The following is a 25,573-nucleotide window of genomic DNA, read 5'->3' as shown; positions in this document are numbered from 1 at the left end:
GCAACGGGATTGCAGCGTCTCGGATTGCAGGACCTCTTTGTAGCGTCTGATGAACAGGGATTTCTCTCATCCCCGTCTGCATCCTCATACTGAAGAAGTGCAAGAAACCGGACGACGTGCTGTTCATAAATGCCGCCGCGCACTTCGTGAAAGTCAAACGTCAGAACCAACTCACAGAGAAACACATTGAAAAAATCATTAACACCTACCAATTCCGCACGGAGGAGGATCGCTACTCCAAACGTATCAGCATGGAGCGAATTGCCGCTGAAGACTACAACCTCAATATCTCCCGGTATATCAGCACAGCCGAACAGGAGATCGCGATCGATCTGAAGGCTACGCACGATGAGTTGATCGAAATTGAGAAGCAGGTTCGCGAGTCGACAGCTAAGCACAACACGTTTCTGAAAGAACTTGGGCTATCCCTTTTGCCGACAGCCGATTAGCGACCCGCCGTCCTTTTCTCCCGAAATAGCTCGCGAAGCTGCTTTCAATCCTGCTTTTCAGCGTCAATAATTTTGTAAGTCGTTTCCCTGACGTGCTCGTGTGAGCTCTTCGTCAGTTCGTCGTACAAAACCTTCAAAAACATGGAGCCTCCGCCGAAAACCGCCCAAAGTGGCACGCCGACAGCACCACCGAGTGCCGCTATGCCTGCGTTCGCTCCAGGAAACAGCGCAAAAGCTCCCGCCGCAGCTGCTATGCCGAAGCGCTGGGTTGATGTTCGGTTGTCCCAACCATGTTTCTTTGCCTGAGCGCTGATGATCTTCATTGCAGGCAGTATGACCCTGCTCGAGGCCGTCAGCGAAATCGCTTTCCGTGCCTTCGCCGTGGCCGACATTTTCTCTTCTTTTAGTTCGATCAGCAGTCGCGCCCAATCGCGGAGGGCGTCAGCTTCGGTTCGAGTAACGGATCCGGCAATTGAAATCGCGAGCTGTTTCTGACTGTCATTGTCGTCCATGATTACCTTACCGATTAAACGATGCGCCGAGGTGCATTCACTCCTATCGATACGTGAAAGTGACCGTTGTCAACGTCGCCCGCCGCCAGAGATTGCTAGAGCAAACCGCCATCCTTAGATTAGCTTGGCCCGCCCGCTTCCATTGTCCCTCGTCCGCTTCTGGCCCAGCATGTCAGCCCACGATTGTATCATCCCCTAGAAGCCACTTCTGATCTAAAGCACTCGTCAGTAGTTTTGGGACGGCATTGGTTGGCGAGGAGTTAATCCATGACAGAGCGCCGGCACCTCTGAAATGTTTGCACCACCTTCGTCAAACAAAGCGAAGCGGCAGAGGCTAGCTAGAACGCCATGGGAGCCCGCGATTCCTTTCGCAAGACAGGCAATCAATAGGCGAATTGAAACTCCCGCGCTAACGGCTTAGAAACGGCTACGGTCGTTGTGCAACAGGGGGTGATTCTATGCTGCCTTTGGGCTTATCCAAGCTACCATATGGTATAAATTTGCTTGAAGACTTCTCTGTAGTAACACAAGACGGTGAGTACTTGGGAACGTGGGAGCTTGATGCCGAGGATCATCCGAGTTTTACGCCGGATGGCCAGTCTGAGGCGCTACTTTGGTCCCCTTGGTTGGGCTTGCTCTGCGAGAAAATTGGGGAGTGGTATCAGAGCAAGCAAGCGAGTTAGCGGTCGGTTCGTCTCGACGAGTAATTTCAGTGCATAATTTTATTCATCGAGGTGATGGACGCGCCCAATGAAATTTGGGTCACGCATTTGAGAGGCGACCTACGTGGCAGTGACCGCGCGGTCTCCCCCAGTGGGGTGGGGTGGCATGGGGCACGTTTCGAAGGCAACGAGACACCTCCAAGCAGCGCTGAAGTGGCTAGATGTTTGGCCAAGATTTGCCCGCCAGATATGCCTCGTGAGCGGCACTCACAGATGCAAAACGGTCAAGTAAATTTTGCAGAGGTTCGGCGAACATATACATATCGTGCGCTAAATCATCGGCGATGAATTCGAAATACATAAAAACAGTTTCGGCTATCACCGGGCATAGAGCTAAAAGCAATTGGGGACGCGGCATGCTCCACTCTATGTTGGGCGTGAAGCGAGACCCGTCCCAGTGCAGGTGATTTCCGTAAATATCCTCCCAAGCACCGTGTATGCCATGAGATGTCCCTCCAAACGCGGACAGATAGAGCGCGTCGAGGCCTACTGCCTGAGCCTTCTCGAAGAGGTTCCGGTTGCCCCACGGCGACTTCCTCTTTGATTCTATCGCCTCGATTGACAAACCAGCGGCAGCAAATGCTCGTTCTATAGACTTCTGCATGCGCTCCTCAATGGGAAGCAGTATGCCGTGCCGCGCCACGATATTTTTGGCGACGTCGTCCCAAAGTTTCTTTTCATGGCGCAGAGAATACTCGACGTAGGAGTCGATGAGCTCGGACGAAAAGTTTGCAATAAGGTATTGCACGTTAACAATAGTTTCAAAAACTAACCGAGCGAGCATAAAGCTCGTTTCTCCGCGCAGCTTACAATGCTGGTCGAGCATTGCGTCAATGAGCTTGTAAATCCTCACCATATTTCCGCCAATCGCGGCTTGGTCCCTGCTCCATGAGTGTTCTTTTCCCGTTGTACAAGCGGCCACACAAACGTATTGACCAGTTTCAATGGCTAGATCGACGGCTAGACTCATGAAATCTTGTTCGCTCGTGAATTCGGCCATCACCGCAGGGTCAACGGCAACCTTCGAAATCTCCGGCATGGTTTCGTTATTGAGCGGCAGCATTGTGTTTCCGGTCGGTTCACTCTGACCCCGGAAGCCTAATGGAGATATCATTGCCCGGATAGCTGCCATGCAAACAGTCCCCAGTCTCAATGGACCAAGCCCTTCTGAGTCTGGATTCGAGCGATTAATCCGTCGCGGCAATTAGGACATCTGGACTGTCTGTGCATTGCTCAGAGGGCTTGTGCGTTCTTCATCGAGCATGTCAGCCCACCATTGCATCATCTGAACACGCTCATTCCAGTATGTCGCACGGTTATAAATTCGCCGCACTTCCCGTGTGTCCAAGTGAGCGAGCTGAGCCTCGATTGCGTCAGGACTAAACTTTCCGGACTCATTTAGAATGCTGCTGGCCGATGAACGAAAGCCATGCGCGGTGTGCTCGCCACCCCCCACTCCCATGCGGCGTAGAGCTGAGTTCATCGAGTTTTCTGAAAGTAGCGTCTTCCCAGACATCATCGATGGAAAAACCTTTGGCTTGTCTCCGAACAGGTCCTTCATATGTTTGATGACCTCGATGGCTTGACGAGAGAGGGGAACATGATGCTCACGCCGCATCTTTGTCTTTGCGGCGGGGATGGTCCAAATGGCGTTTACAAGGTCAAGCTCCGACCATTCCATTGATCTGGTTTCACCCGGCCGAGCGAAGCAGAGAGCCTGAATTTTCAACGCTGCGACAAGCGAAGGCCAGCCATCATAACCGTAGATTGCCCTCATTAAGCCGCCAAGCTCCTCACGAGTTGTGAGCGCTGGGTGGCTCACCGGCACATGCCGCTGAAGAGCGCCCCGCAATGCTGAGGTAGGGTCGTTTTCCGCTCTTGCTGTAGCAATAGCGAACCGGAAGACACGGCCAATTGCTGAACGCGTGGCGAGCGCACTCTCTATGCGCCCACTTCTTTCGATCACGCTGAGGACGTCCAAGACGTCCTTCGCCGAAATCTGGGTTATGGGATAAGGTGAAAGCTTCTTCGCGAGCACCTTTAACATCCACGTGTTCTTTTCGATGGTCGGTTCGGCTCGTTTGTCGCGACGCAGCTTGGCGATGAACTCATCGGCGATCAGTCCGAACGTGTTTCCGGCCGCCGCTTTGGCAGCCAGTTGTTCGCGCTTTTTTACCAGCGACGGATCGAAGCCCTCTGATAGCTTTTTCTTGACTTCATCTCGCCGGGTGCGGGCGTCGGCAAGTCCGAGGGCGGGATAAACGCCTAGCGTCAGCGTCTTCCGCTTACCGAAATAGGCGTAGTCGACCCTCCATGACTTACCACCGGCCGTCGAAACATAAAGATAGAGGCCTTTTCCATCTGGCAGTTTGTAAGGCTTTTCAGATTTTTTGGCATTTCTAATTTGAACATCGGTCAGCGCCATTTACGGTATTGGCCTCTAAGCTAGCAGCCTTGTACCGCTGTTTTGTACCGAAAAAATTGCTGGCTGTCACTGCACCTCGTTGCACTTCGCTACGCGCGCGCGAGGCAAGGAGACTGTTTATGCCAATGATTTACATGGATTTATTGGACGTCTGCGGACGCTGCTAAACAACTGGCCTGAGAGTGAATGGAGCGGGTGAAGGGAATCGAACCCTCGTATTCAGCTTGGGAAGCTGCTGCTCTACCATTGAGCTACACCCGCGATCCGCTGAGATTTCCAACAGATGGGGGCCGCTGTCAAGCCGCGCGGGACCGATCTCTCAGATGCGGAAGTGTTTCGAGAGTTTGAGGCCCTGGGCCTGGTAGTTGGAGCCGAGTCCGGAGCCGTAGAGGCTGGTCGGTTTTTCCTGCATGTGCTCGTAGACCAGGCGGCCGACGATCTGGCCGTCTTCGAGGATGAAGGGCACTTCGTGGCTGCGCACTTCGAGCACGGCGCGGCTGCCGCGACCGCCGGCCGGTGCGTGGCCGAAGCCCGGATCGAAGAAGCCGGCGTAATGGACGCGGAATTCGCCGACCAGCGGATCGAAGGGGGTCATTTCGGCGGCATAATCCGGCGGCACGTGCACGGCCTCCCGCGAGACGAGGATATAGAACTCGTCGGGATCGAGGATCAGTTCGTTGCGGCCGCGGCTATAGAGCGGCTCCCAGAAATCGAAGATGTCGTGCTGATCTTTCTTGTCGACGTCGACAACGGCGGTGTGGTGCTTGCCGCGATAGCCGATCAGGCCGTCTTCATCTCCGGCAAGGTCGATTGACAGCGCGATGCCGCCGCCGGAGACGTTCGGCTGTTTGCTGGCGACCAGCGTTTCGCTTTCATGCAGCTTCAACAGTTCCGGCTCGCCGAGCAGGGCCTGGCCGACGCGGAAGCGGATCTGCGACAAGCGCGAGCCGCGGCGCACGACGATCGGGAAGGTGCGTGGGCTGATTTCGAGATAGAGCGGGCCGGCATAGCCGGATGGGATCTTGTCGAATTCCTGGGCGTAATCGGTGATGACGCGGGTGAAGATATCGAGCCTGCCGGTCGAGCTCTTCGGATTGGCCGAGGCCGACATGTCGGCCGGCAGCGCCAAGCTCTCCATCAGCGGCACGATATAGACGCAGCCGGTTTCGAGCACCGCACCTTCGGAAAGGTCGATGACATGCAGGCTAAGGCGGTCGAGCTTGTCCGAGACCAGGTGCGAGGGGCCGGGCATGAAGCTGGCGCGCACGCGAAAAGCCTTGGCGCCCAAGCGCAGGTCGAGGCTTGCCGGCTGGATCTGGTCACGGTCCAGCTCCCGTTCGGAGATCAGACGCCCCGTTTCGAACAGCGCCGAGATCGCGCGGTCCGCCAGAATTCCCGTTTCACGAGCCATCATGCCTCATCCATCATTTGCCGCCGACAAAACCAAATACGGGGAATTGACGCAAGCAGCTAACAGCAGTATTGCAGAATTATCCCGTGGTGATTTGGCCGGTCGGCTTGCAGCCACGTTAAACAAGTGGCTAAAAAGACCGGGTTGAAACCGGTCTGCTTTTGCGGCCGGTTTTTTTGTTATGTGAAGGTGATGGCATGAGCAAGACCTGGCGCCCGGCAACCCAACTCGTCCACGGCGGAACCTTGCGTTCGCAATATGGCGAAACATCCGAGGCAATCTATCTCACGCAGGGCTTCGTCTATGAGACGTCGGAGGCGGCCGAAGCCCGCTTCAAGGGCGAGACGGACGGCTACATCTACGCCCGCTACGGCAGCCCGACCAACGACATGTTCGAAAAGCGCATGTGCATGCTCGAAGGCGCCGAAGACGCCCGCGCCACCGCTTCCGGCATGGCGGCCGTCAGCGCGGCGATCCTCTGCCAGCTGAAATCAGGCGATCATATCGTCGCTGCGCGTGCCCTGTTCGGCTCCTGCCGCTGGGTCGTCGAGACGCTGGCGCCGAAATACGGCATCGACTGCACGCTGATCGACGGCCGGGATCTGGCGAACTGGGAAAAGGCGATCACGCCGAAGACCAAAGTGTTCTTCCTGGAAAGCCCGACCAACCCGACGCTCGAAGTGATCGATATCGCAGGCGTCGCCAAGCTCGCCAACCAGATCGGCGCCAAGGTCGTTGTCGACAACGTCTTTGCGACACCGCTCTTCCAGAAGCCCCTGGAGCTTGGCGCCCATATCGTCGTTTATTCCGCCACCAAGCATATTGACGGCCAGGGCCGCTGCCTCGGCGGCGTCGTGCTTTCCGACAAGGAATGGATCGACGAGAACCTGCACGACTATTTCCGCCATACCGGCCCGGCCATGTCGCCGTTCAATGCCTGGACGCTGTTGAAGGGCATCGAAACGCTGCCGCTGCGCGTGCGTCAGCAGACCGAGAATGCGGCGAAGATCGCCGATTTCCTGGCCGAGCAAGGCAAGGTCGCTAAGGTGATCTATCCCGGCCGCAAGGACCATCCGCAGGCCGACATCATCGCCAAGCAGATGACCGGCGGCTCGACCCTCGTCGCCTTCGAGTTGAAGGGTGGCAAGGAGGCGGCCTTCGCGCTGCAGAACGCGCTCGAGATCATCAAGATTTCCAACAATCTCGGCGACAGCAAGAGCCTGATCACCCATCCAGCGACGACGACGCACAAGAACCTCACGGAGGAGGCGCGCGCCGAACTCGGCATTTCCCCGGGCACGGTCCGCCTTTCGGCCGGCATCGAGGATACCGACGATCTGATCGAGGATTTCGCCAAGGCGCTTGCCAAGGTCTCGGCCTGATCCCACCCATGGCGGCCGGACCCCTCGGGGGTTCGGCACGCCACGATGTGATAGGCCGGACCTCACTGCGGTCCGGCCGGGGAACAAGTTCGGCGGTGCCGGCGTTCGGAAGTGAAATTAACACTGTCAATTAGGCTTAACAATCGAAACAGCTTGGATCAGGACCGTTTTAGTCACGATCAACGTTCCGTTTCTTGACGGACAGCGCCTCTTATAAGATACGGGTAACATATCTTGACTAAGGTGCAAGGCATGTATCGCGCCCTCACAAAAGATATCGAAGTCGTCGTCGAGCCATTCTATCTGGAGGAGCAATCCGATCCGGAAGACGATCGCTATGTCTGGGGTTACCGGATTGTCATCAGCAACAATTCCGCCATCGCGGTTCGCCTGGTCAACCGCTACTGGAATATCACCGACCAGAACGGACAGGTGGACGAGGTGACCGGCCCCGGCGTCGTCGGCGAACAGCCGCGGCTCAGCCCTGGAGATACCTACGAATATTCCTCCGGCTGCCCGCTCGACACGCCCTCCGGGCTGATGTTCGGCCATTACCAGATGGAAACGGATGAAGGCGAGATGTTCGATGTCGACATCCCCGCTTTCTCGCTGGATTCACCGGGGCTGTTGCGCGTGCTCAACTGACGGGTTGCTTGTCAGTTCGAACGCGAACGCCGTGCTTGCCGCATGGGTCCTCGGGCTTGACCCGAGGACCCATGCGGCAATCACTGCGCTCGGACGCGGCCGGCTGCAGCCTTCCAGTCAGTACCAACATGGGCGCCGTACCCCCCCGCCGTGGATCCTCGGGCTTGCCCAGTCAGCAATCAACTAAAGGTCAAAAAGATCCGAGGCTTGGGTGCCTGGCTTTGCTTCGAACGGATCTTTTGATTGTGGCGGCCCCGGCTGTTTCATGACCGCATCGTTTACCGCCTTTTGGCAGGCGAGCAACTCATCCGCTGCCCTCTCGGAATCTTTCAAACCGAGGGCAACAATCTCTTTTCCGTTAAAGCGGGCGCGGAAACTCAGTTTACCAGCGAACTCCTCAATCAAGTCGGTATCGTCGGTATCGATCCACAATGATTTGAGGCCATCGAGATCAAGACCTCTCGCATCAGCCGTCCATCGAGACTGGTCTAACGAGAGTTCGATGGGATAATGCTTACCTTTCTCCAAGGATTTCCAGTTCGGATTTCCAAGCAGAATGTACAGAGGTTTGTCCTTTTTTCGGAAATTGAAGCCAAGACGAAAAATGGTGTCATCATCAAAGGAAGTCAGAACAAAACAGCCATTGTCTAAAGTCGGGTCGACAGCCACGGTCCAGCCCCCGACCTCTTTCCATTGGATTGCCTTATCATCAGCCAAGCCAATTCGTGGCATCGCAGCCATGAGTGCGACTACGACATAAAAAATACGCATGAAGTCCCCATCCCCGAACCAATTGGGTAATTGGTGCACAGTGACTACCGAAAGTCGAGTCACCGTGCTGCATCATCGCTAATCTTTCGTATTCGTTCTGTGCGTGCTCAACCGAGCCTATTCGGCCGGCTGAAGTTCGGCCGGCTCGAAGCGGTAGGTGGTCGAGCAGAATTCACAGGTGACTGCGATTTCTCCGTCTTCCTGGCTGGCCTCGATCTCCTCGGCGGTAAAGCCTTTCAGCACGCCCTTGATCTTGTCGCGCGAACAGCTGCAGCGGTCGAAGACCGCCCGCGGTTCGTAGACGCGGACGCCGCGTTCGTGGAACAGGCGAAACAGCAGCCGCTCGGTGCCAACCAGCGGGTCGGTCAATTCATCGGCGTCGATGGTCTCGACCAACGATCGGGCTTCGGTCCAGGCGTCGTCCTCACCATGCGGGCGGCCGCCGGTGTCGCCGTCGCCGCCGTGGAGATCCGGCTGGCGCATGCGCTCCGGCGCCTCAGGCAGGAACTGGGCGACAAGGCCGCCTGCCCGCCAGCGATGGCGTGGTTTGCCGGCATCGTCGCGGTCGAAGAGCTCGGCCGCGGCCAGGCGTACGCGCGTCGGGATCTGCTCCGACTGGCGGAAATAGACGCCGGCGATGTCCTCGAGCGAGGTGCCGTCGAGTTCGACGATGCCCTGGTAGGGCTGGCCGAACTTGCCCTGATCGATGGTGAAGGCGAGCACGCCCCGGCCGAGCAGCTGCTCCGGCTCGGTTTCCCCAGCTTCAATGGCCTTGTTGAGCAACGCCTGATCGAAACGGGCATAGGCGCGGACATTTTCCGGCGTCGAGAAATCGGCGACGAGAAGATCGACCGGGCCATCGCCCTTGGTCTGCACGGTGAACTTGCCGTCGAACTTCAGCGAGGTGCCGAGCAGCACCGTCAGCACCACGACTTCGGCAAGCAACCGGGCGACGGGTGCGGGATAATGATGGCGCTCGAGGATCGCGTCGAGCATCGGGCCGAGCTGGACGGCGCGGCCGCGCACATCCAGACCCTCCACCTGGAAGGGGACGACATGGTCATCGCCGGCGAAATCGAACTGGCCGAGGGCGGTTGCAGCTTCTGCCATGGATTCACTCCTAGTTTTCAAGCGAAAGGACAGGGTGCCCTTCGCTCGCGCGGCCGCGCGTTTTCACACGCGGCGTCCGATTGTGGTTCAGATCGCGCCCAGGCACCAAGCAAGAATCGACTTCTGCGCATGAAGACGGTTTTCCGCCTCATCGAAGACCACGGATTGCGGGCCGTCGATCACCTCGTCCGTCACTTCCTCGCCGCGATGCGCGGGCAGGCAATGCATGAACAATGCATCGCTGCCGGCCTTGGCCATCAAGGCCGCGTTGACCTGATAAGGCTGGAAGACGTTGTGACCCCGGGCCCGATGTTCCTGATTCATGGAGACCCAGGTATCGGTCACCACGCAATCGACGCCGTCGACCGCACGGTCGGCATCATGGCAGAGCATGATTTCGGCGCCCTCATTGCGGGCCCAGTTCAGATAGTGATCCTTGGGCTCCGAACCAAGGGGCACGGCCATGTTCATGCGGTAGCCGAAACGCGCCGCCCCTTCGACCAGCGAATGCAGCACATTGTTGCCGTCGCCGGTCCAGGCGATGGTCTTGCCCTTGATCGGGCCGCGGTGCTCTTCGAACGTCATGATATCGGCCATGATCTGGCAGGGATGGGTGTCATCCGTCAGCGCATTGATCACCGGCACGGTCGCATGCTCGGCAAGCTCCTTCAGCCTGGAATGTTCGGTGGTGCGGATCATGATCGCATCGACATAACGCGACAGCACCTTGGCGGTGTCGCCGATCGTCTCGGCGCGGCCGAGCTGCATCTCGGTGCCTGATAGAAACAGCGTTTCACCGCCGAGCTGGCGCATGCCGACATCGAAGGAGACGCGGGTGCGGGTCGACGGCTTTTCGAAAATCATCGCCAGCATCTTGCCGGCGAGCGGCTTGTCGCCCTTGCCGGCCTTGAAGGCCTGCTTGCGGGCGAGCGCATCGTTCATGATGGTTCTGAGGTCGGCTGAGGTGACCGCCGAAAGGTCGAGGAAATGTTTAGGAGCCATGTTCTTACCTGTCGTGCGCCCGCAGGCGCAATCCTTTCAAGCCGTCTTCTTGACCTTGGAGGCGCGGATGCTCTCGGCGGCGCGCTCGATGCGGGCAAGGCCCTCGCGGGCTTCCTCGGCGGTGACGACGAGGGGCGGAAGAAGGCGGATGACGTTGTCGCCGGCGGGCACGCCGAGCAGATGCGCGGCGCGGATCGCCTGCAGCAGTTCGGCTGAAGGAACCGCCGCCTTGACGCCGAGCAGCAGCCCCTCGCCTCTGATATCCTCGATCACATCGGGATAGCGGTCCTTCAGCGAGGCCAGTCCCTGACGGAAGACGAGTGCTACGTCGCGCACCTGCTGGAGGAAGCCATCGGCGAGGATGATGTCGAGCACGGCACCGCCGACGGCCATTGCGAGCGGATTGCCGCCATAGGTCGAGCCGTGCGTGCCGGCCTTCATCCCGGAGGCGGCCTCAGCGGTCGCAAGGCAGGCCCCGAGCGGGAAACCGCCGCCAATGCCCTTGGCGACCGCCATGATATCGGGCGTGATGCCCGACCATTCATGAGCAAAGAGCTTGCCGGTGCGGCCGACGCCGGTCTGGACCTCGTCGAGGATCAGCAGCAGGCCGTTTTCGTCGCAGAGCTGGCGAAGCGCCTTCATGAACTCAGGCGTGGCCGGGCGGACGCCGCCTTCGCCCTGCACGGGCTCGATGAGAATTCCAGCCGTCGCATCGGTGATGGCGGCGCGGACGGCTTCGATGTCGCCGAAGGCCACCTGATCGAAGCCCGGCGCCTTGGGGCCGAAGCCTTCGAGGTATTTCTCCTGGCCGCCGGCAGCGATGGTCGCGAGCGTGCGCCCATGGAAAGCGCCTTCGAAGGTGATGATATGGAAGCGCTCGGGATGGCCCTTGGAAAACTGGTAGCGGCGCGCCGTCTTGATCGCGCATTCCAGCGCCTCGGCGCCTGAATTGGTGAAGAACACCTTGTCGGCGAAGGTGGCGTCCGTCAGCCGCTTCGCGAGGCGCTCCTGGCCGGGGATCTCATAGATGTTGGAGAGGTGCCAGACCTTGTCGGCCTGTTCCTTCAGCGCCCCAACCACATGCGGGTTGCTATGGCCGACCGAGGTGACGGCGACGCCGGCGCCGAAATCGAGATAACGCTCGCCGCCTTCGGTGATCAGCCATACGCCCTCGCCTCGCTCGAACCGCAGTGGGGCACGAGAATAGGTGTCATAAAGCGGCGCGGCTTCAGCCATGGCGCGGGTCTCCCGATCAGCGTTGTCAAACATGGGACTCCGGCTAAGAAAACCAGGCCCGAAAAATCAAAAATGCCGCCTTGCGGCGGCCAGCGGTACTATTTCCTTTTCGCGCTGCAATGTCAACAAAACTGCGCCCTTAGCGCATGCAGCAAGCTTGTACAGCGGTGTTTTCGGCCTTCAACAGGCAATATTGCAGAAATGCCACGCAGCGGAAGCAAGTTGGGGAAAACTCCGAATTCGATTCATCCGGATTCATGCGACTCTTGTCACGGAGTCAGGCTCACACTAGGTTAAAGTTCAATTACTAGACTGCATGCGGCGGAACTAGTCACCAAAATTGATCAAGCGTTTCTTGTTTCGGAGGCTTCCGGGACAACGGTGAGGGATTCTGCCATCACCAACGCAAAAGGTGGAGACAGGGCATGAACTGGACAGACGAGCGGGTCGAGAAACTCAAGAAGCTCTGGGCCGAAGGACTGAGCGCCAGCCAGATCGCGGCGCAACTTGGCGGTGTCAGCAGAAACGCTGTGATCGGCAAGGTTCACCGGCTGAGCCTTCCCGGCCGCGCCAAGGCCGGCGGCACGGCCGCCGCGGCGCGCACGCCGAAACGCAATACATCGGCACCGCGCGCACCGAACTACGCCTCGCGGATCGCTACCCGCACCGTTACCCGCCAGCAGGGCGCGACGATGCTGAAGGAAGAGATCGAGATCGAAACGGTCGAGGAAATGGAATACGTGCCGAAGGGCAACGTGGTCGTGCCGATCTCGCGCCGCCTCGGCCTGACGGAACTGACCGAACGCACCTGCAAATGGCCGGTCGGCGATCCGCTGAAGGACGACTTCCACTTCTGCGGCTGCGAATCCCCCGACAACTCGCCCTATTGCAGCTATCACCAGAAGCTAGCCTACCAGCCGGTGAACGAACGCCGCCGCGCGGCCGCGCGGGCGAGCTGAGCGGGCGACATTGCAGAGAATTCGAAAACGGGCCGAGTGGCCCGTTTTTTTATGCGAGTGGGCTGGGTGTGGCTGCCCCTCATCCGCCTGCCGGCACCTTCTCCCCGCTTGCGCGGCGAAGGGGATATGCCGCGACCTCTCGGTCCCTCTCCAACGTCACGTAGGACACGTCTCCTCGCCCCGTTTAAGGGGGTCCGAAGGACGGGTCGAGACGAGTGGCTCGACCCCGGTCGGGTTAGAGTGAGGGGCCGACACCGGCACAAAAGATGGAAACCCCTCAGGCTTCCATCGAATAGCCGGCGCCGCGGACGGTGCGGATGACGTCTTGCATGTTGGAGAAGTTCAACGCCTTGCGCAGGCGGCCGACATGGACGTCGACGGTGCGTTCGTCGACATAGATGTCGTGGCCCCAGACGCCGTCGAGGAGCTGCGAGCGGGAGAAGACCCGGCCGGGCGACGACATCAGGAATTCCAAGAGGCGGAATTCGGTGGGGCCGAGGCGGACTTCGCGGCTCTTGCGGTGGACGCGGTGGGTTTCGCGGTCGAGTTCGATATCGCCGCATTTCAGCACGGTCGACAACACCTCGGGGCGGGCGCGGCGCAGCATCGCCTTGACGCGGGCGACGAGTTCCGGGGTCGAGAAAGGCTTGACGACATAATCGTCGGCGCCCGTCGACAATCCGCGGACGCGCTCGCTCTCCTCACCGCGCGCCGTCAGCATGATGATCGGCAGGCGCTCGGTTTCCGGTCGCATGCGCAGTCGCCGGCAAAGTTCGATGCCGGAGACGCCGGGCAGCATCCAGTCGAGGATAAGAAGGTCGGGCGTGCGCTCCTGAAGCCTGATTTCGGCCTCGTCGCCACGAAGGATGGTATCGACCTCGAAGCCCTCAGCTTCGAGATTGTAGCGAAGAAGCACGCTCAGGGCTTCCTCGTCTTCAACAACTGCAACTCTCGGGATCATGCGTGTCGGTCTCCTCGCGCATGATCCTTAAACCGGGGGTGATTTAAGCAATGCATCCTGCGCAAATTCATAAAAATTGGCTGCGACCTTTTCGCGCGCCCCACATGGGCGCGCGCGCAATCGTCTGGTTTAGGCGGTTATTCCGTGACCGCGCCGACGGTGTTGGCGCTGTCGTCCTTCGGACGGTCGCCTTCCGGCTGTGCTCCGGTCGCCATGTAATAAATGGTCTCGGCGATGTTGGTGGCGTGATCGCCGATGCGCTCGATGTTCTTGGCGCAGAAGAGAAGATGCGTGCAGCTGGTGATGTTGCGCGGATCTTCCATCATGTAGGTCAACAGCTCGCGGAACAGCGAGGTGTACATCGCGTCGATCTCGTTGTCGCGCTCGCGGATCGCACTCGCCTTGTCGGCGGCGCGTGTCGTGTAGACGTCGAGCACTTCCTTGAGCTGGACGAGCGCCAGCTCGGACAGATGCTCGAGACCGCGGGCGAGCTTGCGCGGGACGCCGGTACTCTGCACGGCGATGACGCGCTTGGCGGTGTTCTTGCCGAGGTCGCCGACGCGTTCGAGATCGGCGGCGATGCGGATCGAACCCATGATTTCGCGCAGGTCCGAAGCCATCGGCTGACGGCGGGCGATGGTGACGATCGCCTTGTCGCCGATTTCGCGCTCGGCGTGATCGAGGATCACGTCGTCGGAAATCACCTTCTGGGCCAGCGCGGTATCGCCGTTGACCAGCGCCCGGACGGATTCGGCGACCATCTGCTCGGCCAGGCCGCCCATTTCGGAAATCCGCCTGGACAGGAACTTCAGATCATCATCATAGGCAGAATAAATATGTGTCGATGCCATGGGGCTTTATCCTCGAATAACGGGAAGGCTTGGTGACGCCAAAATCAGCCGAAGCGACCCATGATGTAGTCCTGGGTGCGCGGATCGTCGGGATTGGTGAACATCTTGTCGGTGTCGTTCTCCTCGACCAGATTGCCGAGGTGGAACATGGCGGTGCGCTGCGAGACGCGCGCGGCCTGCTGCATGGAGTGGGTGACGATGACGATCGTATAATTCTCACGCAGTTCGTGGATCAGCTCCTCTACCTTGGCGGTGGCAATCGGGTCGAGCGCCGAGCAGGGCTCGTCCATCAGGATGACTTCAGGGCTGACGGCGACGGCACGCGCAATGCAGAGACGCTGCTGTTGGCCGCCGGAGAGGCCGGTGCCGGATTCATGCACCCGGTCCTTGACCTCGTTCCAGAGGCCGGCTCGCTGCAGGCTGGTCTCGACAATCTGGTCGAGATCGGCCTTCGACTTGGCCAGGCCATGGATGCGCGGGCCGTAGGAGACGTTTTCGTAAATCGTTTTCGGGAACGGGTTCGGCTTCTGGAAAACCATGCCGACGCGGGCGCGAAGTTCGACGACGTCGATATCGGGATCATAGATATCGTCGCCGTCCAGGGTGATCTTGCCGGCGACGCGGCAGCCGTCAATCGTGTCGTTCATGCGGTTGAGGCTCCGCAGAAAGGTCGACTTGCCGCAGCCGGACGGGCCGATCAGCGCGGTTACGGTGTTTTCGCGGATGTTCAGGTTCACATCGAAAAGCGCGCGCTTCTCGCCGTAGTAAACCGAGACATCCTGACCGATCATCTTATACGGGACGTTGCTCATCTTCTGATCCAGCGCCTTTTCAACTGCAGCTTCCGTCAACATATTCATGATGTTTAACTCCGTTTACCAGCGGCGCTCGAAGCGACGACGCAAGAGGATGGCGCCCATGTTCATGACGATCAGGAACAGGAGCAGGACGATGATGGCACCCGAAGTACGCTCGACGAAGGCACGTTCGGCCTCGTTCGCCCACATATAGACCTGCACCGGCAGAGCCGTCGAGGGATCGAGCGGTGTCGTCGGCGCGTTGGCGACGAAGGCGACCATGCCGATCAAGAGCAGCGGCGCGGTTTCGCCGAGCGCATGCGCCAGGCCGATGATCGTGCCGGTGAGGATGCCGGGCATGGCGAGCGGCAGAACATGGTGGAATACCATCTGCATCTTCGAGGCCCCGAGGCCAAGCGCTGCGGCGCGGATCGACGGCGGCACGGCGCGCAGCGCGGCGCGCGTCGCGATGATGATCGTCGGCAGGGTCATCAGCGTCAGCACCAGGCCGCCGACCAGCGAGGCCGAACGCGGCAGGCCGACGAAGTTGATGAAGACGGAAAGGCCGAGCAGACCATAGACGATCGAAGGGACGGCGGCGAGGTTGTTGATGTTGACCTCGATCAGATCCGTCAGTCGGTTCTTCGGCGCAAACTCCTCGAGATAGATCGAGGCGGCAACGCCGATCGGCAGCGCCAGCACCAGCACGATCAGCATCAGGTAGAGCGAGCCGATGAGGGCGACGCCAAGACCCGCGGCCTCCGGACGGCTGGAATTGCCGTTGACGAAGAGGCCGGTGTTGAACTGCTTGTGCAGAGCGCCGCTCGCCTTCAGCTCGTTCATCCAGCCAACCTGCTTGTCGTTGACCTTGCGGTTCTTTTCATCGACCGAGAGGTCGATCTGGCCCTTGTTGGCGCTGTCGACATTGGCGTCGGCGAGCACGGTGACATTGACGCTCTTGCCGATGATCGACGGGTCGGCGACGACCATGTCGCGCAGCTGGATCGGCGCACTCTTGGAAAGCATGGCGGATGCATCGCGCACGTCAGGCTTGCTCGAGGCGTTGATGTTCAGTTGCTTGACGATCGCATCGCGCAGCAGAACCGGATAATTGGCGGCAACCAGCACCGAAGGGTCGGTCGCACGCTTGTTGCTCGGGTCGATCATCTTCTCGGAGAATTCGATCGGCAGGGTGATCGCCGTCTGCTGGAAGGCGGTGTAGCCTTTGCCGATCACCGTCCACAGGAGGATGAACAGGAAGACGAGACCGAAGCTGATGGCGGCGATGCCATAGGCCTGGAACCGGCGCTCGGCGGCGTAGCGGCGCTTGATGCCGATATCGCGGCGCGCCGGCGCCTTGGAGATGGTGACGCCTGTTGTGGGAGAAACAATATCCGTCATTCGTATTGCTCCCGGTATTTGCGCACGATGTAGAGCGCATAGATGTTGAGGCAAAGTGTGATGCAGAACAGGGTGATGCCGAGGGCAAAGGCAACCAGCGTCTGCGGCGAGGTGAACTCAAGGTCACCCGTCAGCTGGTTGACGATCTTGACGGTCACCGTCGTCATCGGCTCGAAGGGGTTGATCTGGATGCGGGCGGCGACACCGGCGGCCAGCACGACGATCATGGTTTCGCCGATGGCGCGCGAGGCCGTCATCAGCAATGCGCCGACGATGCCTGGCAGAGCGGCCGGCAAGACCACTTTCTTGATGGTTTCGGAGCGTGTGGCGCCGAGACCGAGCGAACCGTCACGCAGCGCCCGCGGCACGGCGGTGATGATGTCGTCCGACAGCGAGGAGACATAGGGGATCAGCATGATGCCCATGACGATGCCGGCGGTCAGGACGCTCTGCGCCTGGATGAAGTTGGTGTAGCTGCCGGAGAGCAGGCCGCTGATCTGAGCGGAGAAATCGCGCAGGAACGGGCCGACGGTGACAAGGGCGAAGAAGCCGTAGACGATCGTCGGAATGCCGGCGAGCACTTCGAGCAGCGGCTTTGCGACCCCGCGCAGCTTCGGCGAGGCGTATTCGGCCATGTAGATGGCGGCGAAGAGGCCAACGGGAACGGCGACCAGCATGGCGACCAGGCCGATATAAAGCGTGCCGAGCAGCAGCGGGATGAGGCCGAACTGGCCGAAGGACGAGCTGCCGGCACCGGCAAAACGCGGATCCCAGACGGTGCCGAAGAAGAAGTCGGCGGCAGGAACGACGGCAAAGAAGCGTGCTGCTTCCGACAGCATGGAAAGCACGATGCCGATCGTCGTCAGGATGGCGATCGAAGAGGCGAGCAGCAGGCCCCAGAGCATGACGCGCTCGACCCGGTTGCGGGCGCGGAAGCGGGGCGCAATCGCGCGCAGCGCATAGAAGGCGCCGGCAACAGCGAGAACAAAGACCACCGCCGTCATGGCGAGGCGGCTCGTCATGCTCATGGTGTTGAGCTTTTTGGCGGCGTCGAGCATGTAAGGCTGCGGCTGGCCGGCAAGCGGCACGCCCTTCTCGCTGAGCTTGGCCTGCAGGGCGGCCGGATCGCCGGCGACCGTTGCGGTTTCATCCGCGCTCAGCATCGTCAGGCCGCGGGCAACGGTTGCCACCATCGAATAGCCGAGATCCTGCTCGACGGCGGCTTGCGCCTTGACGTCGGCAGGGAAGCCACTGCGAACCGAGGTCTGGATGATGCCGGGGCTGACAGAAAGCCAGACGCAAAGCACGATGAGGGCGGGAAGAACCGCCCAGATCGCCGCATAGGCGCCGTAATAGGCCGGCCGTGAATGCAATGCGGAGGATCTGCCTCCGGCAAGTGCTGAGGCCCGGCTGCGCGCGACCAGATAGGCGGCGGCGCCGATCACCACAAGGCACAAAAGTATGATGGATGTGCTCATTCGTTACGTCCCCAGGCCCGTAGCCCCCAAAGCCCGGCAGCCTCATCAGCCTGCCTTCAGCTTCCAATCATGCGGAATGAATTCAACCCTGCAGCACCGGAAACGCCGGCGCGCAAAGGGAAAAGGCAATGCCGGCGCGGGCTTTGCAGCGCCGCGCCGGCAAAGTCATCACATAGATTTGCCGGCTTCGACGTCCTTGCGGATCGCGTCACGCTCGGCATCCGGAGCGGCAACCAGGCCGTATTCGACGAGCGGGCTGTCGGGGCCGATCATCTGGTCGGATACGAAGAAGTTGACGTATTCCTTCAGGCCCGGAACGGCGCCGAGATGTGCCTTCTTGACGTAGAAGAACAGCGGGCGGGAAACCGGGTAGGTGCCGTTGGCGATCGTTTCCGTGGAGGGAACGATACCGCTCATGCTGGCAACCTTGAGCTTGTCAGCATTGTTTTCATAGAAGGAAAGGCCGAATACGCCGACGCCGGTCTTGTTGGCGGCGATGCGGGCGAGCGTTTCCGGATAGTCGCCGTCAATGTCGACAGCAGCGCCGTCCTTGCGGACTGCGACGCAGGCCTTCGTCTGAGCGGCCTTGTCGGCGATTTCCTTGGCGATCACGTCGAGTGCGCCAGAGGCCTTGCAGCCGGCAGCGAGGACGTTCTGTTCGAAGACTTCGCGGGTGCCGTGCTTTTCACCCGGGATATAGGCAGCGATATCAACAGCCGGAAGCTTCGGGTTGACGTCCGACCACTTCTTGTAGGGGTTGGCGACGAGCTTGCCGTCGACGACGACCTGGGCTGCGAGGGCCTTGTAGATGTCTGCGGGAACGTAGGCGACATCCGGGTTGGACGAGTCGGTTGCGAAGACGATGCCGTCATAACCGATCTTGACTTCCTGAATGTCCGTCACGCCGGCAGCCTTGCAGGCTTCGGCTTCGTTCTTGTTGATCGGACGCGAAGCGTTTGCAATGTCGATGGTGTCTTCGCCAACGCCCTTGCAGAATTCCTTCAAACCAGCGCCCGTGCCGCCGGATTCAACGACCGGCGTCTTGAAGTTGGTGAAGGTTTCGCCGAAGGACTCGGCAACGATCTTTGCGTAAGGCAGGACGGTGGACGAACCAGCAACCTGAATCTGGTCGCGGGCGACGGCAGCGCCAGCGAAAGCGGCGGTTGCAGCGAGCGCGGCAACGGTGAGCTTGAAGGTGTTCATTAGAAATCTCCCGGCATTGGGCTTGTGTGAGTGCGGCCTTCAGAGAGGCCCTCGCAGTGCCTTTTTTCATCGGCGAGACTCTCTTAGCGCTGTAAGCACCGTCCTTTTATGTCAAAGGCGTGAAACATTTGTGACAGGTTAAGTATTTGATATAAAATATAAATTTTAAAATGGTCCGAACACATGCGTCAACAACGCCATGAACTTTGAGCGCCACTCCACTTTGTGTTGCAAAATCTACCTCAACATCATTATGGCGAGCCGGGTAGAAGGCACCGCGGACAGGCAATGCGCATTAAAAGCGGACCGTAAAATCGGTGCCCTTGCCGACCTCGGACTTGACGATCAGCCGCGCCCTGTGGCGGGTGAGGATGTGCTTGACGATGGCAAGGCCGAGGCCGGTGCCTTTTTTCGATCGGCTGTCCTCGATGCTGACGCGATAGAAGCGCTCGGTCAGGCGCGGCACATGCTCGGCCGGGATGCCCGGGCCCTGGTCGACGATGCTGACCTCGACCGGCTGGCCGGCGCCGTTCTTCAGCCAGACATCGACGGTCTTGCCCTCCTGGCCGTATTTGCAGGCATTTTCCATCAGGTTCTCGAAGACCTGGACGAGCTCGTCGCGGTCTCCCAGCACCTCGACCTTGCCGTCGGGCAGATGCAGGTTGATGTCGACGCCGACATCGCTTGCCAGCGGCACCAGCGCATCTCTGACATGGCCGAGCAGCGGCACCAGGTCGATCTTTTCATCCGGCGCGATATGCGATTTCAGCTCGAGGCGCGACAGCGACAGCAGGTCGTCGACCAGCCTGCTCATGCGCGTCGTCTGATCGAACATGATGGCGAGAAAACGCGCCTGCGCCTTCAGATCGTTCTTCGCCGGCCCCTGGATGGTCTCGATGAAGCCGCGCAGCGAAGCAAGCGGCGTGCGCAGCTCATGGCTGGCATTGGCGACGAAATCTGACCGCATGCGGTCAATGCGGCGGACCTCCGAAATATCGCGGAAGGAAAGGATGAAATACCGCTCATGCGGCCCGCCGTCGGCCGCGAATTCGACGGGGGCGCTGCGCACGATATAGACTCGCTCGGAGGGCAGCCGCTCGGCATGCTCGATCTGGTTCGGCGCGTTGGTGGCGATGGTTTCGCGCACCATGTCGAGCACGCCGGGCGAACGCATGCGGCCCGATATATGGGCGCCGAGCGCCACCTCGCCGAAGGCCTTTTCGGCAGCGCGATTCTGGAAGAGCACCGAGGCGTCGTCCGACAGCACCATGACCGGGATATCGAGGCCGGAGAGCGTGGCGGAAACCTCAGGCAGGCGGCTCGGCGGCACCTCCGGCTTGATTTCAATGGGCTCGGCGGGTTCGTCCTTGATGACGGGCGCCTCATTGAAAAGCGCGGTGACGATCATGACAAGCAGGAGGCCAAGCACAACCCACTTGTTCATGCCGGCGGCAAGCGCGGCGAGCGCGCTGAGGATCGCCGCCAGCAGCACCGGCCGCTCGCGCCGGATGCGCGCCAACAGGCTCTTTCTCCACGGAGTTTCGTCTTCCAAGTGCCCTCGCGGCGTCGATTCGTTTTTCTTAGTATTGAACTCTGCCTGATAGCGGCAATTCATGACAGAAGTTTTCGGCTGCTGCGTCTCAAGCGAAAGGCCGCAGTCGAAACCCGCGAAAAATTATCGGCCGAATGCGAAAGATTTGATTTCCAACGGTAAATATGTTCGCCTGAGAGAAAGAACCGATCGGGCTTAGGAGGAGCATATGGCCGAGACCGTCGAAAGCAGGGCCGTGGAGCTGGAGATCCGCGGAAAGAAACGCACCTTCGATGTCGACGATCCCGTCCTGCCGGACTGGGTGGATGAACACGCACTAGAATCCGGCGACTTTCCCCACAAGAAGAAGCTGAAGGAAGAGGACTATGTCGAGCAGCTGGAAAAGCTGCAGGTGGAACTCGTCAAGGTACAGTTCTGGTTGCAGGCATCAGGTAAGCGGGTGATGGCGCTGTTCGAGGGGCGGGATGCGGCCGGCAAAGGCGGCGCGATCTCGGCCTCCTCGGAGAATATGAACCCCCGCCTTGCCCGCGTCGTGGCGCTGACCAAGCCGACCGAGCGCGAACAGGGGCAATGGTATTTCCAGCGTTATGTCGCGCAGTTCCCGACCGCAGGCGAATTCGTGCTATTCGACCGCTCCTGGTACAACCGCGCCGGCGTCGAGCCGGTCATGGGCTTCTGCACGCCGCAGCAATACGAGGATTTTCTCAAGCAGGCACCACAGCTCGAAAAGATTATCGCCCATGAGGGCATCTTCTTCTTCAAATTCTATCTCGATATAGGCCGCGAAATGCAGCTGAAGCGCTTCCACGACCGCAGGCACGATCCGCTGAAAGTCTGGAAACTGTCGTCGATGGATATCGCCGCACTGACGAAATGGGACGACTACAGCGAAAAGCGCGACCGGATGCTGAAGGAAACCCATACGGATTTCGCGCCTTGGACTGTGATCCGCGCCAACGACAAGCGGCGGACGCGCCTCGAACTCATCCGCCACATGCTGAACAGAATGGATTATGACGGCAAGGACAGACAGGCGCTCGGCACGGTCGACGAGCAGATCATCGGCTCAGGGCCTGGTTTCCTGAAGTAGGCGACGAGCCGGAGCCACCGGCTTTGCCGGGGCTGGGGCCATCGGCTTTGCCGAGGCTGGGATCATTGCCCCGGCAGGATGCGGATGGCGAAGAGGTTGATGCCGCGCGCCTTGCCGTCGAGATCGCTGTTGATCGTCAGCGTGCCCGGCGCATTCGGCGCCAGCGAACGGTCGAACTTCACCTGCAGCAGCGCATCCGACTTTTCGCGGGTGACGTTGAAGCGATGGCGGGCGCAATTGCCGAGCGACTGGAAATTGCATTCGACGGTGACCTGCGTCGGCTCGTCGGTTGTGGATTGCAGCGTCAGCGCGATGGTCGAGGATTTGCCGGCAAGCTGCTGCAGCACCGAGGCGGGAACGCTGATCGAGATATTACCGTCGGCCGCACCACTTTCTGAAATCAGGCGGACGGCGGGGCCGTCATTCTCGGCGATCTTTTCGGTGCGCGCCCGCGGGCCGCTCTGGACCTTGTCGGCGTCATCGGGCTTGAAGACGGGGATCCAATCGGCCGAAAAGCTGTTCTGCGGATCGATGGTCACCGGCTCGTCGGTATGAGGGGCCGCATTGCCGGCGCTGTCGTCATTGCCGGTGAAATCCTCCGGCTGGGTGCTCGCCGGCGGATTGGCGACGCTGGTGTCGCGCTCGGCGGCCGTCAAAAGCAGGCCCGACGTATGCGCCCACCAGGCGCCAATGCCGATGAAGGCGAGCAGGACGCACCAGACGAGAAGCCTGGAAAAGAACTTGCGCGGCTTGCGGCGGCCTGCCGCCCGCTCCGGGCGGAAATCCATGTCGGTGGCGCGCTGGCCGCGGGCAAGCCGCTCCTCGCCGACGGGAGCGGCGGCGAGATGATCGGCACTGCCGGCACGCACGTTGTCGAGGCTGAAATCGTCGCTGCGGCTGTGGGCCACCTCGGGAGCACGAGTCTCGCCGGTGGCCACGGGGCTGTCGATATGGTTGTCGATATCACCCGCATCAGCTTGATGGACCGGCGGCGCCGGCATTTCGACGACGGGCGGCACCGGCACCTCAGGCGGCCTCTGGCGCGGGTGAAGGCGGTCGCGCTCTTCGCTTTCGATGGCGTGGATGGTGCTTTCCAGGCGATGGCGATGATGGGCGACCACCTCGGTATCGGTAATATCCTGCTTGCGCAGGCCGGCTTCAAGCGCCTGGCGGGCCGACTGATAGATCCTCGCTCGAACCTCCGGATTGTCGCGATCGGAATTATCGAGCGCTGTTCTGATGGCCGTTTCTAATCCGCTCACGTCAAGTCCTTCACCTTGAACCCGGCATCGGACTGCAATCCCCGCCGTTCTCCATCAAAATTCGGTAGCGGCAAGCGCGTCAAACCGCAAGCCTTGCAGGCCCGGCTGCAGCGGATCGGCGGGGATAATCGCGAGGTTTCACCGCTTGCGGACCTTATTCTAATGGCTCTGTCGGCTGCATATATTCCGGCAGAAATCGACGAAGGCGTGGCAGCCGCTCTTTTATCGCCTTTTCTTCTCTGTTAAGAGATTGACGTTTTCGTAAACGTCAATGGATGCATGAACCATGGCCCTGCCCCCGATCCTGAGGGATAAATTGAGACTGCCGGTCATCGGCTCGCCGCTGTTCATCATCTCGCATCCCAAGCTGACGCTGGCGCAATGCAAGGCGGGTGTCATCGGCGCGTTTCCGGCGCTGAACGCCCGGCCGGAGAGCCAGCTCGACGAATGGCTGGCCGAGATCACCGAAGAGCTCGCCCGCCACGACGCCGCCCATCCCGACAGGCCGGCCGCCCCCTTTGCCGTCAATCAGATCGTCCATATGTCGAACAAGCGGCTGGAGCACGATCTGTCGCTCTGCGTCAAATACAAGGTACCAATCGTCATCTCCTCGCTCGGCGCCGTGCCCGAGGTCAACGCCGCCGTGCATTCCTATGGCGGCATCGTGCTGCACGACATTATCAACAACCGCCACGCCCATTCGGCAATCCGCAAGGGCGCCGACGGGCTGATTGCGGTGGCGGCCGGCGCCGGCGGCCATGCCGGCACATTGTCGCCCTTTGCGCTGATCCAGGAAATCCGCGAATGGTTCGACGGGCCGCTGCTGCTTGCCGGCGCGATTTCCACCGGCGGCGCCATCCTCGCCGCAGAGGCGATGGGCGCCGACATGGCCTATATCGGCTCGCCCTTCATCGCCACTGAAGAGGCGCGCGCCACCGAGGCCTACAAGCAGGCGATCGTCGAAGGCGCTGCCGGCGATATCGTCTATTCCAACTATTTCACCGGCGTGCACGGCAACTATCTGAAACCCTCGATCGTGGCTGCCGGCATGGACCCGGACAACCTGCCCGCCGCCGATGTCTCGAAGATGGATTTCGAGCAGGCGGTCGGCGGCGCCAAGGCCTGGAAGGACATCTGGGGCAGCGGCCAGGGCATCAGCGCTGTCAAAGCCGTCGAACCGGTTGCCAAACTCGTCGACCGGCTGGAGGCCGAATATAAGGCCGCCCGCGCCCGGCTGGCACTCTGAGGGCAGTCTTCCACACCCTGCCCTCTTTTTTGCCAAAGCCATGACAGAGCGCTTGAAATCTTCGGACAATGGCTGTATCAGCGCCATGCAAATCGCGGGCCGCATGCTTCGGCCGTGAAATGCCGCTTTAGCTCAGGTGGTAGAGCACATCATTCGTAATGATGGGGTCGCAGGTTCGAGTCCTGCAAGCGGCACCATTTTTTCCTCAATCGCGTGCTAACAACCTCCATTATAAGCCCCTTTTAATATCCTGCGTCCACCTTTAGCTACGTTTGGGCGCTCGGCAGGCAAGCTTCGACAGGTGGTGGGCATCTTCTCTCAACGCGGTCGGGCTGCCCTTCAGTTCGCATGAGCGGCTGGATGTCGATCGAGCGCGTGCAGGCCAGCAATTAGGAGGATTTATGCGGATATCGCTTTTGAGTATGGTAGTTTTCACCTTTGCTATGTCCTCGGCACAGGCCGCGGATTTCCCTCTTGCCTCATGTGCTGGGTGGGACGGAACGCTGGTCAGCAGGACCGGCACCGATTCACGCGCTGCGGTTATGGAAGGGAACGTCAATCAGGCCAACTTTCAGGAATATTGCGAGCGAGATCCGGGATACGAGACGGTCGCACATGGCGGGAAACTGACTGTTGAGCAGTGCGTGGCGATGTATCTGAAGGAAAATGGCAAAGACACTTACCGTTCCACCGCCGATTGCCGCAAGGGCACCCTGTCCTTCGTTCCTCCTGGCGGAGAACCGCTGCGGGCCACTTTCCCATTACCGGAGGATGCAGATGTGTCGTGCTCCTCAGGCATGCCGCCGCTGATCAAGCAGTTCACGATGCTTTGCCCTAAGGCGGCGCGAAAGTTTAAAATGCTGCAGGGCGAATGACTGTCCTGCGTAGGCTATAGATTCATTGAGCTGCCGGGTAGGCATAGACGGTCGGGATGGTCACGATCAGCGCCCCTAGCCGGCGCCTCGGATTGCTGAGGGCGGCATCGTTGATCAACCAGGGATGACGGGCTGCATGATGAGCAGGTGAAGCGGCCGCGCGACCAATTCCGCTCGGAACAATGCCGCCGCCGAGCCGGTTCTCCCCTTGAGACAAACGAGCATGGAGAACA

23 protein-coding genes, 2 tRNA genes and 1 riboswitch are annotated in these 25,573 nt (G+C 60.1%); of the genes, 8 read left to right on the top strand and 17 right to left on the bottom strand.

Annotated elements, in window-relative coordinates:
• Positions 1-59 precede the first annotated feature (59 nt).
• A complete protein-coding gene (locus K6N12_RS20640; RefSeq protein ID WP_222148965.1) occupies positions 60-449 on the top strand; it encodes an N-6 DNA methylase in 390 nt (129 codons plus the stop codon).
• A 44-nt stretch (positions 450-493) separates the two neighbouring features.
• Here K6N12_RS20640 and K6N12_RS20635 read toward each other — a convergent pair whose 3' ends face one another.
• The 5 genes from K6N12_RS20635 to K6N12_RS20615 all read right to left on the bottom strand — a co-directional run bounded on the left by K6N12_RS20635 (position 494) and on the right by K6N12_RS20615 (position 5,522).
• Positions 494-961 carry a hypothetical protein gene (locus K6N12_RS20635; RefSeq protein WP_222148952.1) on the bottom strand — a complete coding sequence of 156 codons (468 nt, stop codon included), beginning with the start codon at positions 959-961 and terminating at the stop codon, positions 494-496.
• An 879-nt stretch (positions 962-1,840) separates the two neighbouring features.
• Positions 1,841-2,746, bottom strand: coding sequence for a DUF5677 domain-containing protein (locus K6N12_RS20630; protein WP_222148951.1), 906 nt, complete (start codon positions 2,744-2,746; stop codon positions 1,841-1,843).
• A 141-nt stretch (positions 2,747-2,887) separates the two neighbouring features.
• On the bottom strand, positions 2,888-4,108 hold the full coding sequence (locus K6N12_RS20625; protein WP_222148950.1) for a tyrosine-type recombinase/integrase: 1,221 nt from the start codon (positions 4,106-4,108) through the stop codon (positions 2,888-2,890).
• A 187-nt stretch (positions 4,109-4,295) separates the two neighbouring features.
• Positions 4,296-4,369, bottom strand: a tRNA-Gly gene (locus K6N12_RS20620).
• A 58-nt stretch (positions 4,370-4,427) separates the two neighbouring features.
• Entirely contained in the window at positions 4,428-5,522 is a 1,095-nt protein-coding gene (locus K6N12_RS20615) for a 2'-deoxycytidine 5'-triphosphate deaminase (RefSeq protein WP_165503939.1), read from the bottom strand.
• A 73-nt stretch (positions 5,523-5,595) separates the two neighbouring features.
• Positions 5,596-5,674: riboswitch (SAM riboswitch) on the top strand.
• A 42-nt stretch (positions 5,675-5,716) separates the two neighbouring features.
• Between K6N12_RS20615 and K6N12_RS20610 the strand changes: the two genes are divergently transcribed.
• On the top strand, positions 5,717-6,901 hold the full coding sequence (locus K6N12_RS20610; RefSeq protein ID WP_097624775.1) for an O-succinylhomoserine sulfhydrylase: 1,185 nt from the start codon (positions 5,717-5,719) through the stop codon (positions 6,899-6,901).
• A 252-nt stretch (positions 6,902-7,153) separates the two neighbouring features.
• A complete protein-coding gene (gene apaG / locus K6N12_RS20605; RefSeq protein ID WP_003588769.1) occupies positions 7,154-7,546 on the top strand; it encodes a Co2+/Mg2+ efflux protein ApaG in 393 nt (130 codons plus the stop codon).
• Positions 7,547-7,729: 183 nt separating this feature from the next.
• On the opposite strand, the gene K6N12_RS20600 is transcribed toward apaG, so the two are convergent.
• The 4 genes from K6N12_RS20600 to K6N12_RS20585 form a co-directional block, all read right to left on the bottom strand.
• The gene (locus K6N12_RS20600) at positions 7,730-8,317 is read right to left on the bottom strand and encodes a hypothetical protein (protein ID WP_165503938.1); all 588 of its coding nucleotides are present in this window, start codon (positions 8,315-8,317) and stop codon (positions 7,730-7,732) included.
• A 117-nt stretch (positions 8,318-8,434) separates the two neighbouring features.
• Positions 8,435-9,427, bottom strand: a complete 993-nt coding sequence (locus K6N12_RS20595; RefSeq protein WP_097624774.1) for an Hsp33 family molecular chaperone — start codon at positions 9,425-9,427, stop codon at positions 8,435-8,437.
• 87 nt (positions 9,428-9,514) lie between these two features.
• The gene (argF, locus tag K6N12_RS20590) at positions 9,515-10,429 is read right to left on the bottom strand and encodes an ornithine carbamoyltransferase (protein ID WP_003588772.1); all 915 of its coding nucleotides are present in this window, start codon (positions 10,427-10,429) and stop codon (positions 9,515-9,517) included.
• A 36-nt stretch (positions 10,430-10,465) separates the two neighbouring features.
• Positions 10,466-11,665 (bottom strand): aspartate aminotransferase family protein, encoded by a 1,200-nt coding sequence (locus tag K6N12_RS20585; RefSeq protein WP_097624773.1) that lies wholly within the window; start codon positions 11,663-11,665, stop codon positions 10,466-10,468.
• 425 nt (positions 11,666-12,090) lie between these two features.
• On the opposite strand from K6N12_RS20585, the gene K6N12_RS20580 reads away from it, so the two are divergent.
• Positions 12,091-12,624 (top strand): GcrA family cell cycle regulator, encoded by a 534-nt coding sequence (locus K6N12_RS20580; protein WP_097624772.1) that lies wholly within the window; start codon positions 12,091-12,093, stop codon positions 12,622-12,624.
• Between the two features lie 277 nt (positions 12,625-12,901).
• On the opposite strand, the gene phoB is transcribed toward K6N12_RS20580, so the two are convergent.
• The 7 genes from phoB to phoR form a co-directional block, all read right to left on the bottom strand.
• Entirely contained in the window at positions 12,902-13,585 is a 684-nt protein-coding gene (phoB, locus tag K6N12_RS20575) for a phosphate regulon transcriptional regulator PhoB (RefSeq protein WP_003570612.1), read from the bottom strand.
• A 137-nt stretch (positions 13,586-13,722) separates the two neighbouring features.
• Positions 13,723-14,436, bottom strand: a complete 714-nt coding sequence (gene phoU / locus K6N12_RS20570) for a phosphate signaling complex protein PhoU (RefSeq protein WP_025415264.1) — start codon at positions 14,434-14,436, stop codon at positions 13,723-13,725.
• Positions 14,437-14,480: 44 nt separating this feature from the next.
• On the bottom strand, positions 14,481-15,296 hold the full coding sequence (pstB, locus tag K6N12_RS20565) for a phosphate ABC transporter ATP-binding protein PstB (protein WP_049732262.1): 816 nt from the start codon (positions 15,294-15,296) through the stop codon (positions 14,481-14,483).
• Positions 15,297-15,311: 15 nt separating this feature from the next.
• Positions 15,312-16,634: a phosphate ABC transporter permease PstA gene (gene pstA / locus K6N12_RS20560; RefSeq protein ID WP_097624771.1), complete on the bottom strand. Its 1,323-nt coding sequence runs from the start codon at positions 16,632-16,634 to the stop codon at positions 15,312-15,314.
• The gene (gene pstC, locus K6N12_RS20555) at positions 16,631-18,112 is read right to left on the bottom strand and encodes a phosphate ABC transporter permease subunit PstC (protein ID WP_097624770.1); all 1,482 of its coding nucleotides are present in this window, start codon (positions 18,110-18,112) and stop codon (positions 16,631-16,633) included. The genes pstA and pstC overlap by 4 nt, the downstream gene beginning before the upstream one ends.
• 168 nt (positions 18,113-18,280) lie before the next feature.
• On the bottom strand, positions 18,281-19,315 hold the full coding sequence (locus tag K6N12_RS20550) for a substrate-binding domain-containing protein (protein ID WP_097624769.1): 1,035 nt from the start codon (positions 19,313-19,315) through the stop codon (positions 18,281-18,283).
• A 295-nt stretch (positions 19,316-19,610) separates the two neighbouring features.
• A complete protein-coding gene (phoR, locus tag K6N12_RS20545; RefSeq protein ID WP_097624768.1) occupies positions 19,611-20,834 on the bottom strand; it encodes a phosphate regulon sensor histidine kinase PhoR in 1,224 nt (407 codons plus the stop codon).
• Between the two features lie 241 nt (positions 20,835-21,075).
• On the opposite strand from phoR, the gene ppk2 reads away from it, so the two are divergent.
• On the top strand, positions 21,076-21,957 hold the full coding sequence (gene ppk2 / locus K6N12_RS20540; RefSeq protein ID WP_097624767.1) for a polyphosphate kinase 2: 882 nt from the start codon (positions 21,076-21,078) through the stop codon (positions 21,955-21,957).
• A gap of 62 nt (positions 21,958-22,019) precedes the next feature.
• On the opposite strand, the gene K6N12_RS20535 is transcribed toward ppk2, so the two are convergent.
• Entirely contained in the window at positions 22,020-23,219 is a 1,200-nt protein-coding gene (locus K6N12_RS20535) for a regulator (protein WP_097624766.1), read from the bottom strand.
• 286 nt (positions 23,220-23,505) lie between these two features.
• On the opposite strand from K6N12_RS20535, the gene K6N12_RS20530 reads away from it, so the two are divergent.
• The 3 genes from K6N12_RS20530 (at position 23,506) to K6N12_RS20520 (ending at position 25,340) form a co-directional block, all read left to right on the top strand.
• The gene (locus K6N12_RS20530) at positions 23,506-24,465 is read left to right on the top strand and encodes an NAD(P)H-dependent flavin oxidoreductase (protein ID WP_097624765.1); all 960 of its coding nucleotides are present in this window, start codon (positions 23,506-23,508) and stop codon (positions 24,463-24,465) included.
• Positions 24,466-24,586: 121 nt separating this feature from the next.
• Positions 24,587-24,662 (top strand) — tRNA-Thr (locus K6N12_RS20525).
• A gap of 204 nt (positions 24,663-24,866) precedes the next feature.
• Complete coding sequence (locus K6N12_RS20520) at positions 24,867-25,340, top strand: hypothetical protein (RefSeq protein ID WP_097624764.1); 474 nt, start codon at positions 24,867-24,869, stop codon at positions 25,338-25,340.
• Positions 25,341-25,573: the final 233 nt, after the last annotated feature.

It is taken from the genome of Rhizobium redzepovicii (assembly GCF_019793435.1).
GTDB classification, from domain to species: domain Bacteria; phylum Pseudomonadota; class Alphaproteobacteria; order Rhizobiales; family Rhizobiaceae; genus Rhizobium; species Rhizobium redzepovicii.
Note: the sequence above shows the minus strand (reverse complement) of the source record. Positions and strands in the feature narration are given on the sequence as shown.

Coding starts and splice junctions, on each gene's coding strand:
- phoU (WP_025415264.1), bottom strand. CDS start 14,436: ATGGCATCGACACATATTTATTCTGCCTATGATGATGATCTGAAGTTC.
- ppk2 (WP_097624767.1), top strand. CDS start 21,076: ATGGCCGAGACCGTCGAAAGCAGGGCCGTGGAGCTGGAGATCCGCGGA.
- K6N12_RS20635 (WP_222148952.1), bottom strand. CDS start 961: ATGGACGACAATGACAGTCAGAAACAGCTCGCGATTTCAATTGCCGGA.
- pstB (WP_049732262.1), bottom strand. CDS start 15,296: ATGAATATGTTGACGGAAGCTGCAGTTGAAAAGGCGCTGGATCAGAAG.
- pstC (WP_097624770.1), bottom strand. CDS start 18,112: ATGAGCACATCCATCATACTTTTGTGCCTTGTGGTGATCGGCGCCGCC.
- K6N12_RS20585 (WP_097624773.1), bottom strand. CDS start 11,665: ATGGCTGAAGCCGCGCCGCTTTATGACACCTATTCTCGTGCCCCACTG.
- apaG (WP_003588769.1), top strand. CDS start 7,154: ATGTATCGCGCCCTCACAAAAGATATCGAAGTCGTCGTCGAGCCATTC.
- K6N12_RS20630 (WP_222148951.1), bottom strand. CDS start 2,746: ATGCTGCCGCTCAATAACGAAACCATGCCGGAGATTTCGAAGGTTGCC.
- pstA (WP_097624771.1), bottom strand. CDS start 16,634: ATGACGGATATTGTTTCTCCCACAACAGGCGTCACCATCTCCAAGGCG.
- K6N12_RS20520 (WP_097624764.1), top strand. CDS start 24,867: ATGCGGATATCGCTTTTGAGTATGGTAGTTTTCACCTTTGCTATGTCC.
- K6N12_RS20600 (WP_165503938.1), bottom strand. CDS start 8,317: ATGCGTATTTTTTATGTCGTAGTCGCACTCATGGCTGCGATGCCACGA.
- K6N12_RS20610 (WP_097624775.1), top strand. CDS start 5,717: ATGAGCAAGACCTGGCGCCCGGCAACCCAACTCGTCCACGGCGGAACC.
- argF (WP_003588772.1), bottom strand. CDS start 10,429: ATGGCTCCTAAACATTTCCTCGACCTTTCGGCGGTCACCTCAGCCGAC.
- K6N12_RS20580 (WP_097624772.1), top strand. CDS start 12,091: ATGAACTGGACAGACGAGCGGGTCGAGAAACTCAAGAAGCTCTGGGCC.
- K6N12_RS20550 (WP_097624769.1), bottom strand. CDS start 19,315: ATGAACACCTTCAAGCTCACCGTTGCCGCGCTCGCTGCAACCGCCGCT.
- phoB (WP_003570612.1), bottom strand. CDS start 13,585: ATGATCCCGAGAGTTGCAGTTGTTGAAGACGAGGAAGCCCTGAGCGTG.
- K6N12_RS20530 (WP_097624765.1), top strand. CDS start 23,506: ATGGCCCTGCCCCCGATCCTGAGGGATAAATTGAGACTGCCGGTCATC.
- K6N12_RS20595 (WP_097624774.1), bottom strand. CDS start 9,427: ATGGCAGAAGCTGCAACCGCCCTCGGCCAGTTCGATTTCGCCGGCGAT.
- K6N12_RS20615 (WP_165503939.1), bottom strand. CDS start 5,522: ATGATGGCTCGTGAAACGGGAATTCTGGCGGACCGCGCGATCTCGGCG.
- K6N12_RS20625 (WP_222148950.1), bottom strand. CDS start 4,108: ATGGCGCTGACCGATGTTCAAATTAGAAATGCCAAAAAATCTGAAAAG.